The sequence below is a fragment of the Acinetobacter sp. YH12144 genome, from assembly GCF_013418345.1.
GTDB classification, from domain to species: domain Bacteria; phylum Pseudomonadota; class Gammaproteobacteria; order Pseudomonadales; family Moraxellaceae; genus Acinetobacter; species Acinetobacter amyesii.
On sequence record NZ_VPCD01000020.1, the window covers coordinates 20,756 to 35,337 of the forward strand.

The following is a 14,582-nucleotide window of genomic DNA, read 5'->3' on the forward strand; positions in this document are numbered from 1 at the left end:
AAGGTGAGTAGGGAATATTGCTGAAATTAATGCGTCGAACTTTGATGTTTAAGCTGAAAAAATTCCGATAAAGCTTAGAACGGATGAAGCCTACGAAACATTTATTAAGTTTCAGTAAACAGCAATTTTACCTGTTTGTGGGCATTGTATAAACAAAGTTCTTTAATGTCTGAGTGTAAGTTAAGCAGCTTGACCCCTTTAATGGGGATTTTTTCGTTGCGACATGGTGCATTGGTCATTTAGAATACGCAATATCACATTAATGTGCATGTGGCAGCCAATGTTACAGTCAGTACTTGCTAAATGACATGTTACAGCCCATAGCATCTATAGATTAAAGTTAGTAAGTTTGGAGTGAGCCAGTCATGGCCTATTATTCTACGAATGATTTCAAGTCAGGCCTTAAGGTCATGCTTGACGGTAACCCATGTTCAATCATGGAAAACGAATACGTAAAACCAGGTAAAGGCCAAGCTTTTAACCGCGTAAAATTACGTAACCTTAAAACTGGTAAAGTTTTAGAAAAAACTTTCAAATCTGGTGATTCACTAGAAGCTGCTGACATCCAAGAAGTTGAAATGAACTACTTGTATAACGATGGCGAAATGTGGAACTTCATGGACCCAGAATCTTTCGAACAAATCGCTGCTGATAAAGTTGCTATGGGCGACGCGGCTAAATGGTTGAAAGATGACTCTAACGAACTTTGCACAATCATGTTATGGAATGGTGTTCCTTTAACTGTGAGCGCGCCCAACTTCGTTGTATTAAAAATCGTTGAAACTGATCCAGGTGTACGTGGTGATACTTCAGGCGGTGGCGGTAAACCTGCTAAGCTTGAAACTGGTGCAGTTGTACGTGTTCCATTATTCGTACAGCAAGAAGAAAGCGTTCGTGTAGACACCCGTACTGGTGACTATTTAGAACGTGCATAATGGTTTAAAAATAGACTATTATCGAAAGGGATGAAGTGATTCATCCCTTTTTTTATACCTATTGGTTTAAATTTTTATGCCAAAGTATTAGATGAAAAAGCCCATAACAGGAGTAGAGTTTCAAGGGAAGAAACAGCAGTACCTCGAACAAGAAAAATCAAGCTGATTTATTTCAACATTTATGAGGGATTGAGATGGAAACCATTCAACCGAAGTCAGGAATGGCTTCAAAGATTATCTGGCTGTTTGTAGCCATTCTAGGTGCCGTTTCATTCGGTATACTAGCACTCAGTCGAGGCGAGCATGTCAATGCAGTTTGGCTGATCCTTGCAGCAATCTGTGTGTATAGCATTGCATATCGTTTTTATAGTTTATTTATTGCCAATAAAGTCTTTGAACTGAATGAGCGACGTTTAACGCCTGCCCATCGCTTAGCTGACGGTTTGGATTATGTGCCGACCAATAAAAGCGTTCTATTTGGTCACCACTTTGCTGCGATTGCAGGTGCAGGTCCTTTAGTCGGACCAATCCTTGCTGCGCAAATGGGTTATTTGCCGGGAACAATTTGGCTCTTGGTGGGTGTTGTTCTCGCCGGTGCGGTTCAAGACTTTTTAGTCTTATTCATCTCGACGCGTCGTGATGGTCGTTCACTCGGTGAAATGGCAAAACAAGAACTTGGCTCATTTGCCGGAATCATCGTGATGCTTGGCGCACTTGGCGTGATGATCATCATTCTAGCGGTGCTGGCATTGGTAGTTGTAAAAGCGTTGACCAACAGTCCGTGGGGTGTTTTCAGTATCGCGGCCACTGTACCGATTGCGATTTTCATGGGTATCTATATGCGCTTTATCCGTCCGGGTAAAATTGCAGAAGTTTCAATCATTGGTTTTGTGCTGATGATGGCAGGGATTATCTATGGTGGCGACATTGCACAGCATCCTTATTGGGGGCCATTCTTTACACTTTCAGGTACTGAACTGACTTGGTGGCTGATCGGTTATGGTTTCGTAGCATCTGTGTTACCCGTATGGTTATTGCTTGCACCACGTGATTACCTATCGACCTTCTTGAAAATTGGTGTTATTGCAGGTTTAGCAATCGGGATCATGTTTGCTTTACCTGAAATGAAAATGCCAGCGGTAACGCATTTTATTGATGGTACAGGTCCTGTATTTGCTGGTTCAATGTTCCCATTCTTATTTATTACCATTGCCTGTGGTGCGATTTCAGGTTTCCATGCGCTCGTTTCTTCAGGAACGACACCGAAGCTTGTGAATAATGAAAAAGATATTCGCATGATCGGTTATGGCGGCATGTTGATGGAATCTTTTGTTGCGATCATGGCTTTGGTCTGTGCAACGATTCTTGAGCCTGGTGTGTATTTTGCGATTAATGCGCCAGCAGCTGTGATTGGTACAACGGTTGAGTCCGCTGCAGAAGCAGTTCGTACATTAGGCTTCGTGGTAACACCTGAAGCATTGACCTTACTTGCACAAGAAGTGGGTGAAAACTCGATTCTGTCTCGTACAGGGGGGGCGCCAACATTTGCGATTGGTATGGCGCATATCATTACGGAAATTTTTAATAACCGTTCAATGATGGCGTTCTGGTATCACTTTGCGATTTTATTCGAAGCACTCTTCATTTTAACGGCAGTTGATGCGGGTACACGTGCATGTCGTTTCATGGTGCAAGATACTGTGGGTATCGTAATTCCTGCTGTTAAAAACTCACATAACTTCTTCGGAAATCTGTTAGGTACAGCGGTGGCTGTTGCAGGTTGGGGCTTCTTCGTTTACCAAGGCGTGGTTGATCCACTCGGCGGTATTAATAGTTTATGGCCGCTATTTGGTATTGGTAACCAAATTCTTGCTGCGATGGCATTGATCTTGGGTACAGTGATTTTATTCAAGATGAAAAAACAAAAGTATGTTTGGGTGACAATTATCCCAACATTATTCTTGTTTATTACTTCAATGACCGCTGGTTGGCAGAAGATTTTCCACGAAAATCCAAAGATTGGTTTCTTGGCTCAGGCAGATCGTTTTAATGCAGCCATTGCGAAAAATGAATTGTTGGCACCTGCGAAAACCATGGCAGAAATGCATACGGTTGCATTGTCGAATCAAATCAATGCCGGTCTTTGTGCATTCTTTATGATCGTGGCATTTGTGATGTTATTTGCAGCGATTGGTGTGGTGCGTCGTGCCTTGGCAAATCCAAATCCATCGGTGAATGAAGCAGAAGCAATTTACCGTGACCCAGCTGAAATTAATCCGTCAAATTCAGCACATTAATAGGGGAATATGAATGAACCTGAAGTTTGCAAAAAGTGGAAAAACGGTGATTTATAAAATCATTAAAATGACCATTATGTCGCAGAAGGATCTAATTCTGAACCCGAAAAATTGGTCACGTATTGCGACGTTGTGGCAACGTTTACAGCAAAGCTTCCGCCTGATGGTGGGTGTGCCAGATTACCAAAACTATTTGGAACATATGGCAAAACATCATCCTGATTTGGAAGCGATGGATGCAAAAACATTTTATCGTCACTGTGTAGATGCACGTTATCCATCAGCTGGTGGTGACATGAAGAAGTGTCCTTGCTAATGCTTTGACTTGTGCTAAAAATCCAATAAAAAAAGCGTTCTTCGGGACGCTTTTTTTATTACTGATTTGTGATCAGTCGAAGCGAAACCAACGCTTTTGTATACTCAATAAATATCAAGCGTATGTATTTAAAGTATTGAACTGGGTATGGCTTGGAGATAAACACTGTATTTTTAAATAAAACCCTGTATGTTAGTCATTCATTTAACTTTTTTATTGGGGAATAAAAGGTGTTTTGGGGATCAGAGAAAAGCCAACAAAATAATACATCAACGCTTTTAAGTGAGCAGAGCCTTGCGCCTTTTTACCCGAAAATAAATACATTCCTCGAACAAATTAACCAAATTATTTTGGATAAAAATCAGCAAACCAAATTGGCTTTAGCTTGTCTATTGGCAGGCGGGCATGTGCTATTTGAAGACTTACCTGGTTTAGGGAAAACGACATTATCTAGCGCCTTGTCACATTTGGCGGGGTTAAAATTTCAACGGATTCAATTTACCAATGACATGCTGGCCAGTGATGTGATTGGAGTAAATATGTTTAATCAAAAAGAACATCATTTTGAGTTTAAATCTGGGCCGATATTTACCCAAATATTATTGGCAGATGAAATCAACCGTTGTAGTCCAAAGACCCAAAGTGCCTTATTGGAAGCGATGGAAGAGGGCTACGTGACGGTTGATGGTGTGCGTTATGCTTTGCCTCAACCGTTTTGGGTGATTGCGACACAAAACCCCTTATTTCAAAGCGGTACGTATGCGCTACCTGAGTCCCAGTTGGACCGTTTTTTAATGCGCTTGTCTTTAGGTTATCCATCGCGTCAGGCAGAGAAATTATTGCTTCAACAAACTTCACGCCATGATCTGATTGCGGCATTAGCACATATCTTTAATGAATCAGAAATTTTACAACTACAAGGCTTTGTCGAGCAGATACATCTGAGTGATCGTTTGATGGATTACATTTTGGATCTTGCTGCTGAAACACGTAAAGGGAGACATGGTCTTTCTACGCGTGGTGTTTTAGCCTTAAAGAAAGCTGCGCAAGCCTATGCGCTGATTGAGCAGCGAAATTATGTGAATCCTGACGATGTACAAGCGGTGTTTACAGCTGTGGTATCTCATCGAATTGGATTGTCAGATCTTGAAGCCTCTAAGCTTTTAGAACAAGTTTCAATTCAATAAAGGAGTTAAACCTTGGCTTCGATGTGGCAGCAATGGATTGAACGTCGATTTAAAATCGATCAGCATAAACAGCTGACTCAAAAAGATGTCTTGATCTTTATCTATCAGCAAGGCTACTTGTATTTGGTGTTAATTTTCATCACCTTTATTGCAGGTGTGAATTATGCAAATAACTTGATTTTAGGCTTTTGCTTTTTAATTAGCGCCGTATTGTGTATTAGTTTCTATATTACTTTTAAACAGCTTCATGCGTTGCAGATTCAAATAAATGTTGTTGATATCCCGCAAGCTGGGGAATTACTTTCGGTCGAAATTTATTTTAAACAAGAGGTTGAACAGGCGCGATATTTGTGGATTAAAACAGAAAATCAGCTACATAAATTACTGTTCAATACGCAACAGCAATGCTTTCAATTAAATTTTACAACCAGCCAACGCGGTGTTTTTCAGATTCCGCCAATACACATTTATAGTGTTTATCCTTTTGGTTTAGTTCGGGCCTGGACGTATTTGTATGCACAACACCCCGCGTGGGTTGCGCCACAAGCCAGTTGGCATTCCGTGGAAAATAAGCAACAACAGCAAAATTTTGAACCTGATCTTGATGAATTTCGCGAATTACGGAGTTTTCAGACGGGGGATTCACTTCATGCGGTGTCATGGAAACAAGCAGCACGAGGACAAGGCTTGTATGTCAAAGTTTTTGAGCAATATGAAGATCTAAAGAAATTGGAGATTCATTATCACCATATGCCAGCTCAAAGTCATGAAGAAAAACTTAGCCTCATGATGGGTTTGGTCGAGCAGGCTGAAAAAAATCACGATCAATATGTACTGTATTTACCTAATGCTGAGTTAGCATCAGGTACTGGAAAACTGCATTATTCCGAAGCAAAACGGTTATTGGCGCAGGCTTAAGAGATGATTGAAAATACCATACGCCGCTCAATATTACTCACTTTAGCATTGGTGCTCATTGCACAAATGCTTTATATCCCTGTGGCGACATCATTGGTATTTTTAGTTATTTGGCTTATTTTATTACTCAATACCCGCGCCAGTAAAAAACCATTTTCTAAAATTTTAACCTATGTGCTGACATTGACAGCATTATTTAGCATTTATATAAGCCATAAAACCTTTATTGGTGTTGATGCAGGGGTTGCAGTACTCAGTACATTTTTATTTGCTAAATCTTTAGAAACAAAAACACGTCGTGATGTAATTATTTTATTTAACTTTGCGATGTTTGTGATTGCCAGTAGCTTTTTGTTTAGCCAGTCTTTTGCCATGGCATTGGTTATTTTATTGGCGTTGTTGAGCTGCTTTATTGGATTATATCGTTTACAGACCGTTGGTTTTAGCCAAAACTCAGGCGGTGAAATACAGGCGATTAAACAAGATATTGGGCATGTGGGTAAATTTATTGGCTTAGCTGTTCCATTCTTTATCTTGCTGTTTCTCTTTTTTCCACGCCTGCCGCCGCTATGGCATATTCCTATTCCTGAAAATAAAGCCACAACGGGAATCAGTGACAGCATGTCTCCGGGCGATATTGCTGAGTTATCACAGTCGAGTAGTTTGGCTTTTCGTATAATTGGTGATATTCAAGCCTTGCCAACACGTACAGAGCTGTATTGGCGGGCGATGGCATTAGATGAATATGATGGTTCTAAATGGACTAGTCATTTTTTTAACCAGAACGTTATACAGCTGAATCCAGCTGATTTAAAACCCAAGCGGACATTGAATTATCAATATTTGGCTGCCGACCCAAGTGTGATGTGGATTATGTCGTTGGAGCAATCCGTTCCCAATGAAGCACGTTTTGCATTAGGTCAAGATGGTCGAATTACACCCTACCGATTAACAGCACGTACAGAGCCGATTCAACTGAAATGGTTAGGAAGTGCAGAACCTCCTCAAATAAAAAATGTAGCTTTACTTGAAAAATTAAACACTCGCTATGTTGAAAACTTGGATGTTCAATCACAACAATTGGCCCAAACTTTATGGCAGCGAAGTCGTCAAAATCCTGAGCGTTATATTGCCGAAGTTTTGCAATGGTATAAACAAAATCGCTTTGCATATACCTTAAGCCCAGGTGTATTGGGGCAAAATCGGATAGATGATTTTTTATTTGGATCAAGAAAGGGGTTTTGCGAACATTTTGCATCGAGTTTTGCAATGTTGATGCGCTATGTGGGTGTTCCATCGCGTATTGTTGTGGGATATCAAGGTGGTCAATTAGCACCAGATGGAAAAAGTTGGGAGGTTCGTCAGCTCGATGCACATGCGTGGACAGAGGTTTATGTCAATCAACATTGGCGTCGAATTGATCCTACAGCCATGATCGCACCTCAGCGTATCGATGGTGGGATGCAGGATTATATGGAACAAGATCGGACAATTTTTGGGAGACAGCAGTCGACTTGGGCCTATCAACAATTTTCGATGTTGAAAAAAGTCCGTGTATGGAGTGATTATGCGAGTTACCAATGGCAGAGTAAAGTAGTGGGTTACAATGCAGAATCACAGCACCAATGGTTTAAAAAGCTCGGTACAAATTCTGCTTATGCAGGTGTTTTAATTCTTATTTTGAGTATTGGTGGCATTGTAGCATTATATTTTATATGGATTTTGTGGAAAAAAAGAAAAAGCCTAAGCTCTCTTGAAAGAGAAATTGCCAAGTTTGCTAAGAATTTACCCTTGAGCCAGCAAAAAGTGGCTTCAGAAAGTTTTAGGCATTGGTTACAACGTTTGGCTGAAAATATACCTGAACAGGAAAGGGCGGCATTTGAACAAGTTATTACGTTATTTGAGCAGGAAATTTATGTAGGTACCGCGCTAAGTTCTCATGATATTCAATATTTTAAGGCTTTGCTTAAAACTTGTACGCAAAGTTTAAAAAAGTCAGAAAAGGGCTTGTCATAAAAAATAAAAATGAATATGATTCTACGCATTCTAGGTTTATAGCTCAGTTGGTTAGAGCGCTACGTTGACATCGTAGAGGTCACCAGTTCGAATCTGGTTAAACCTACCAAATTCAAAAAGCAGAATCAAAATGATTCTGCTTTTTTTTATCTGAAATTATTAGGGTCTGTTGACATTCACTGTTCATAATTAACCCTATAAAGGTAGCCATAAAAATATACAGGCTAAAGCAACAGAACTTTGATAATTGCTTTTGAGCTTGTCATATCGAGTAGCTATTCCTCTAAATTGCTTTAATCTACAAAACATATTTTCAACTAAATGCCTGATTTTATATAAATACCAGTCCATATGGTCATTGTTCGATTGGCTATTCATTTTCCTTGGTATATTCGCTTTAGTCCTTGTTTTCCTGATCTGTTCACGCAGTGATTCTGAATCATAGCCTTTATTTGCGCATACCACTTTTGTCTCTTTTAAATCTAATGTTGATATTAAATCAGGTGCAACTTTAACATCATGTGTGGTCCCATCGGTAATCATGAAATCAATAGGATTGCCATGTGCATCAACAATCAAATGTATTTTTGAGGAGTTTCCTCCTACACTTTTAGAAATAGATTGATTCGCTATGCCGGCAGAATGTTGATGAGCACGTACATGAGAGCCATCAATAAAAATCCACTCCATATCGGGGCATGAGGCTAGTAATTTGAATAATCTAAGTAACTTACCGCTGCCTGACCAACGATTAAAACGTTTGAAAATAGAGTTTGAATGACCAAAACAAGAAGGAATATCTCGCCACGGACAGCCTGTTCTAATTCTATAGAGAATAGCTTCAATAAAATTGCGTAAATTTGAGTTGTGGTGAATGGATAAATTACGCAGAATAACTTTCAACTTTTGCCAGTGTTGATCTGTCAGCATGGTACGAGGCATAGCGAATAGTAAAATTGGGTTTGGCGATTTGATTTTACTACTTCGCTATTTTTTTAAGCTAAAAGTGTCAACACACCCTAATTAAAGTGTTATGAAGACTATAGTTGAATCAAATCTACTTATATGTAAGGTGTTCTTCGCAATCGTTTTCAATCGTATTTGGCTTGAATAGATTCATATGGATTGAGTCGTAAAATCATCATGAGATGGAATTGGGTGTAAATGCATCTATGTGCAAATACATCAATTTGGATATTGATTGTTTAAGTGATTAAGCCAAACTTCTTTGGCTCATATTTCTGCGTTTATGACTATATAGCAGTGCTTTATAAAATGTGTGCTTGTGCTATAGCGGATTATTTGAAACAAAAAAGCCGCATTCTATGCGGCTCTTAATTGAACAAATAAATTATGCATCTTCAGTTTCTAAAATTTCAAAATCATGGGTAATTTCAACGCCACCGTCCATCAGCATTTTGCTCGCAGAACAGTATTTTTCAGCAGAAAGTTCAACCGCTTTTGCAACTTGTTTTTCCTTCACGCCATGACCAGTGACTACAAAGTGCAAATGAATTTTAGTGAATACAGCAGGAATAGTGTCGGCACGTTCTGCATTTAATTCACAACGAACATCGGTAATGTCTTGGCGTGCTTTCTTTAAAATCGTCACAATATCGAAAGATGCACAACCACCAAGTCCTGTTAAAATCAGTTCCATTGGGCGCGGACCACGGTTTTCACCGCCATATTCTTGTGATCCATCCATCATAACAGTGTGACCACTTTGAGTTTTTGCTTCAAAAGCAACATTCTCTAGCCAATGAACACTAGTTTGCATTGCAAGTCCCTAAAAAAAGCTATAAATTTACGCAGTACCTGTACACTAACATAAATTGAGTTGATAAGGAATTTCAACTCTTACGTGTGACAAGTTCACTTTAGGTCTTGTGCGATCTATAAATTATCCATATTCGGAAACTGTTAGCATGACTTCAAACTTTTCACAACTTAGCACAGATGCGCTATCTCCGGGGCAGTTACCTGAGTCGGTGAAGGCATTATTAAAACGTGCATATATCAATCGTTACCCAAAACGTACAACAATCGTTGATGCGGGCTCAGAATCTAAATCTTTGTATTTAATTCTTAAGGGTTCAGTATCTATCATTTTACGCGAAGATGATGAGCGTGAAATTGTGGTTGCGTACTTAAATGCGGGTGACTTTTTTGGGGAAATGGGTCTATTCGAAGCAAATGCACAGCGTACTGCAGAAGTGCGTACGCGTGATGTATGTGAAATTGCTGAGATTACCTATGAAAACTTTCATGAATTAAGCAAACAATACCCAGACTTAAGTTATGCGGTATTTGCACAGCTTGTACGTCGTCTTAAAAATACGACACGGAAAGTCACTGACCTTGCGTTTATTGACGTGTCAGGTCGTATTGCACGTTGCTTAATTGATTTATCTTCACAACCTGAAGCAATGATTTTGCCAAATGGTCGTCAGATTCGTATTACTCGTCAAGAGATTGGTCGTATCGTGGGTTGTTCCCGTGAAATGGTTGGTCGTGTTCTAAAAACACTTGAAGAGCAAGGCATGATTGAAACTGATGGTAAAGCGATTCTAATTTTTGATGCATCGCTTGAAGATAAAAGCCAATTGGCTTCTGACGAATTTGACGACGAAGAATAATCATTCTTCTAAATCAAAAAAAGCAAACTCAGGGGTTTGCTTTTTTTATGTCTATTCATTTCTCACTATTATAGCGGAAGCAACCTTTCTCACATTTTTTGACAAATAAACAGAAAATTATGATTTAAACAAAGCCGATATCTTAGGTAAGCTACATCGTGATTTATATATTGATATTTAAAATAAAGAGGGAATTTGCGGCATGCAATTTAAACCATTGGCACATACAGGCATATTAGTTCCAGAAATTTGTTTAGGCACCATGACGTTTGGTGAACAAAACACCCAAGCAGAAGCTTTCGAGCAATTGGATTATGCTTTAGAGCGTGGTCTTAACTTTTGGGATACTGCAGAAATGTATCCTGTCCCACCGAAACCTGAAACCCAAGGTTCCACTGAAACTATTATTGGTAACTGGATTGCAGCTCGCGGTGGACGCGATAAATTAATCTTAGCTTCAAAAATTGCAGGTCCGTCACAAGGTGGCAGTCATATTCGAGATGGACAAACCAAATTTATTGCCTCAGAAATTGAGTCTGCACTAGATCAATCTCTTCAGCGATTACAGACGGATTATCTTGACTTATACCAGTTACATTGGCCGCAACGTCCTACCAACTTTTTTGGTAAATTGGGTTATGGCAATGCCGAAGCGAACAGTACGCAAACTATTACCAATTTAGAAGAAACGTTGGTTGCTTTAAGTCAGGAAGTGAAAAAAGGCCGAATTCGCTCAATTGGTCTATCTAATGAAACGCCATGGGGAACTTTAAAATTCCTGCAACTTGCAGAAAAGCATGGTTTAGAAAAAATTGTCAGTGTGCAAAATCCGTATAGTTTGTTGAACCGTACTTATGAAATAGGTTTATCCGAAATTGCACACTACGAAGGCGTGGGCTTATTGGCATATTCACCTTTAGCATTTGGTTATCTAACAGGTAAATTCCGTCATGGTACACGTCCTGCCAATGCTCGAGTGACACTATTTTCACGCTTCAGCCGCTATTCAAATGCGGAGAGTGAATGGGCAACAGAACAATATGCACAATTGGCTGAACAGCATGGTTTAACGTTGACACAGTTAGCACTAGCATTTATTAAGCAGCAATTTTTTGTCACCAGTACAATTATTGGTGCGACGAATCTAGATCAGTTGAAAGAAAATATTGATGCTTTTGAGGTGAATTTATCAGAAGACATTTTAAAAGGGATTGAAGCTATTCATCGCCAACAGCCAAATCCTGCACCTTAAGCTGAACTTTTTAGTGGATTAAGCAAAAGCCTGCATGTAAATGTGGGCTTTTTTGACATTTACGTGATATAAGCTAGTGGAAAATCATTGAATTTTATTGTCAGAAAGTCAGTTGAGTTGACAAGAAAATTGCCTATAAATACATGTGTATTTAAATAACATAATAAAGTACTAAATTCTTCAATAAATGACTTGAAAAGTATTCTATTTATACCAATATTATAATTGAGATTTATCTATATCTTAAAATTAACTCATTGAAAAATATTTAAAAAATGTATTTGAAATTTTAAATATGACTCCCATATATGCTTCAAGTACAGAATTTGTTGTGAGGAATAACAAGAATGCGATTCGAAAAATTCACAAACCGTTTGCAGCAAGCATTATCCGATGCCCAATCTTTAGCAATGGGGAAAGACCATACAGCCATTGAAGGAATCCATATTCTTTCGACATTGCTTGAAGAGCCTTCGAACCAAAGCTTGATACAACAGGCAGGTGCTAATCTTCCTGAGTTAAAAACCAAGCTTCAGCAAGCCCTACAGGATACTGCCACCATTGCGACGCCTACAGGGGACATCAATCTAAACCCTGAAGCAGTCAAAGCGCTAAATTTAGCCGACAGTTTTGCTCAAAAAGCTGGTGATGAGTTTCTTTCTACAGATTGGGTGATTCTCGGATTGGCCGAAACGGGTAAAACCAAAACCTTATTAAATAGTGTAGGCGTAACGACAGATAAATTACGCAAAGCGATTGAACAAATACGAGGCGGTGAACAAGTCATGAGTAATAACCACGAAGATCAACGTGATTCACTCAACAAATATACTTTAGACCTCAATGCACGTGCATTAGAAGGTAAGCTAGATCCGGTCATTGGTCGTGACGAAGAGATTCGCCGTACCATTCAGGTTTTATCACGCCGTAGCAAAAACAACCCCGTACTGATTGGTGAGCCGGGTGTGGGTAAAACTGCGATTGTAGAAGGTTTGGCACAGCGTATTGTCAATGGTGAAGTCCCTGAAAGTCTGAAAGGTAAACGTGTACTTTCACTCGACCTAGGTTCATTGCTTGCAGGTGCAAAATACCGTGGTGAATTCGAAGAGCGACTTAAAGCCGTTCTAAAAGATTTAGCCAAATATGATGGCGAGATTATTCTTTTCATTGACGAATTACATACGCTTGTTGGCGCAGGTAAAGGTGATGGTGCAATGGATGCAGGGAATATGCTTAAACCTGCATTAGCGCGTGGTGAGCTACGCTGTGTAGGTGCAACTACTCTGGATGAATATCGTCAATATATCGAGAAAGATGCAGCATTAGAGCGTCGTTTCCAAAAAGTGATCGTTGATGAACCGAGTGTGGAAGATACCATTGCGATTTTACGTGGTCTAAAAGACAAATATGCTACTCACCATGGCGTGCAAATTTTAGACTCTGCGATTATTGCTGCGGCAAAAATGTCGCATCGTTACATCACAGACCGTCAATTGCCGGACAAAGCCATCGATTTGATTGATGAAGCAGCATCACGAATCAAAATGGAAATTGACTCAAAACCTGAGCCACTTGACCGTTTAGATCGCCGTTTAATTCAGTTAAAAATGCAACTTGAAGCCGTAAAAAAAGATGCGGATTCAGTGTCGAAGGCTGAAGTTGAGCATTTGGAGAAACAAATTGCTGAAGTTCAAAAAGAATATAGCGATTTGGAAGAAGTGTGGATTGCGGAAAAACGTCTGGTTGACGGAACGAATCAAGCTCAAATTGAGTTAGATAAAGCACGTACTGCCTTTGAAAAAGCACAACGTGAAGGTGATTTAGCAGAAGCGAGCCGTTTGCAATATGGAGTCATTCCTGAGTTGCAAAAACGCTTGAATGAAGAAGAAATTGCGGAGGTGAATGAAGAGCCGAAACTGATTCGTACCAAAGTCACTGAAAATGAAATCGCTGAAGTGGTAAGTGCGGCTACAGGTATTCCTGTTGCGAAAATGTTGCAAGGTGAACGTGAAAAACTCTTACATATGGAAGAGTTCTTACATAACCGTGTAGTGGGTCAAGATGAAGCTGTCGTAGCAGTGTCGAATGCGGTGCGTCGTTCTCGTGCAGGATTATCCGATCCAAACCGCCCAAGTGGTTCATTCTTATTCCTTGGGCCTACAGGTGTAGGTAAAACTGAGTTAACCAAAGCGCTAGGTAATTTCTTATTTGACAGTGATGATGCGATTATTCGTATCGACATGTCAGAGTTTATGGAAAAGCATTCGGTGAGCCGTTTGGTAGGTGCGCCTCCGGGCTATGTGGGTTATGAAGAAGGCGGTGTATTAACCGAGGCTGTACGTCGTAAACCTTATAGTGTGGTGTTGTTTGATGAGGTTGAAAAAGCACATCCAGACGTCTTTAACATCTTGCTTCAAGTGTTGGATGATGGTCGACTAACAGACTCACAAGGTCGTGTGATTGATTTCAAAAACACCGTGATTGTGATGACCTCGAACTTAGGTTCAACCGATGTTCGTGAATTAGGTGAAAACCCGTCGAAAGACGAAGTTCGTGCTGTGGTCATGGCTGCTGTCTCGGAACATTTCCGTCCAGAATTTGTGAACCGAATTGATGAGTTGGTGGTTTTCCACTCTTTACAAAAAGCGCAAATTCGCGGCATTGCAGATATTCAGTTGGATCGCTTACGTTCACGTTTGGCAGACAAAGACATGAGCTTGGCAGTTGAAGATAGTGCCTTTGAATTGCTTATTGATGCTGGTTTTGACCCTGTGTATGGTGCACGTCCTCTGAAACGTGCTATCCAACAACAAGTTGAAAATACACTAGCACAGAAAATCTTGTCAGGTGCATTCCAACCGGGCGATACGATTGTCGTTCAAGCGGAAGGAGATCACCTAAGTTTTGACAAGATGAAACTTAACTAAAAAGCACAAATCTGCTACATCCAGTTGTAAAAACAGAAACCCGGTTTAGGCCGGGTTTTTTTTATTTTACGCTTGTCGTAATTTTCGTTTAAATA

Annotated in this window: 11 protein-coding genes and 1 tRNA gene; 10 read left to right on the plus strand and 2 right to left on the minus strand. The window is 39.9% G+C overall.

Annotated features, from left to right (window positions below; translation table 11 throughout):
• The first annotated feature begins 365 nt into the window (after positions 1–365).
• From efp to FTU79_RS13060, 7 genes are all read left to right on the plus strand, one after another.
• Entirely contained in the window at positions 366–935 is a 570-nt protein-coding gene (gene efp, locus FTU79_RS13030) for an elongation factor P (RefSeq protein ID WP_067762759.1), read from the plus strand.
• A 194-nt stretch (positions 936–1,129) separates the two neighbouring features.
• The gene (locus FTU79_RS13035; RefSeq protein ID WP_180026451.1) at positions 1,130–3,232 is read left to right on the plus strand and encodes a carbon starvation CstA family protein; all 2,103 of its coding nucleotides are present in this window, start codon (positions 1,130–1,132) and stop codon (positions 3,230–3,232) included.
• 13 nt (positions 3,233–3,245) lie between these two features.
• The gene (locus tag FTU79_RS13040; protein WP_078190160.1) at positions 3,246–3,548 is read left to right on the plus strand and encodes a YbdD/YjiX family protein; all 303 of its coding nucleotides are present in this window, start codon (positions 3,246–3,248) and stop codon (positions 3,546–3,548) included.
• Between the two features lie 230 nt (positions 3,549–3,778).
• Entirely contained in the window at positions 3,779–4,735 is a 957-nt protein-coding gene (locus tag FTU79_RS13045; protein WP_180026449.1) for a MoxR family ATPase, read from the plus strand.
• A gap of 12 nt (positions 4,736–4,747) precedes the next feature.
• Entirely contained in the window at positions 4,748–5,653 is a 906-nt protein-coding gene (locus FTU79_RS13050) for a DUF58 domain-containing protein (protein ID WP_180050551.1), read from the plus strand.
• A 3-nt stretch (positions 5,654–5,656) separates the two neighbouring features.
• Complete coding sequence (locus FTU79_RS13055) at positions 5,657–7,669, plus strand: DUF3488 and transglutaminase-like domain-containing protein (protein ID WP_180050554.1); 2,013 nt, start codon at positions 5,657–5,659, stop codon at positions 7,667–7,669.
• Between the two features lie 32 nt (positions 7,670–7,701).
• Positions 7,702–7,778, plus strand: a tRNA-Val gene (locus tag FTU79_RS13060).
• 86 nt (positions 7,779–7,864) lie between these two features.
• Here FTU79_RS13060 and FTU79_RS13065 read toward each other — a convergent pair.
• Positions 7,865–8,611 carry an IS5 family transposase gene (locus FTU79_RS13065; protein WP_180050556.1) on the minus strand — a complete coding sequence of 249 codons (747 nt, stop codon included), beginning with the start codon at positions 8,609–8,611 and terminating at the stop codon, positions 7,865–7,867.
• Between the two features lie 409 nt (positions 8,612–9,020).
• Positions 9,021–9,449 (minus strand): OsmC family protein, encoded by a 429-nt coding sequence (locus tag FTU79_RS13070; protein ID WP_078191820.1) that lies wholly within the window; start codon positions 9,447–9,449, stop codon positions 9,021–9,023.
• A gap of 148 nt (positions 9,450–9,597) precedes the next feature.
• Between FTU79_RS13070 and crp the strand changes: the two genes are divergently transcribed.
• The 3 genes from crp to clpB all read left to right on the plus strand — a co-directional run bounded on the left by crp (position 9,598) and on the right by clpB (position 14,487).
• Positions 9,598–10,308 (plus strand): cAMP-activated global transcriptional regulator CRP, encoded by a 711-nt coding sequence (gene crp, locus FTU79_RS13075; protein WP_168377778.1) that lies wholly within the window; start codon positions 9,598–9,600, stop codon positions 10,306–10,308.
• 202 nt (positions 10,309–10,510) lie between these two features.
• Complete coding sequence (locus tag FTU79_RS13080; RefSeq protein ID WP_180050559.1) at positions 10,511–11,560, plus strand: NADP(H)-dependent aldo-keto reductase; 1,050 nt, start codon at positions 10,511–10,513, stop codon at positions 11,558–11,560.
• 347 nt (positions 11,561–11,907) lie between these two features.
• Complete coding sequence (gene clpB, locus FTU79_RS13085) at positions 11,908–14,487, plus strand: ATP-dependent chaperone ClpB (RefSeq protein ID WP_180050562.1); 2,580 nt, start codon at positions 11,908–11,910, stop codon at positions 14,485–14,487.
• Positions 14,488–14,582: the final 95 nt, after the last annotated feature.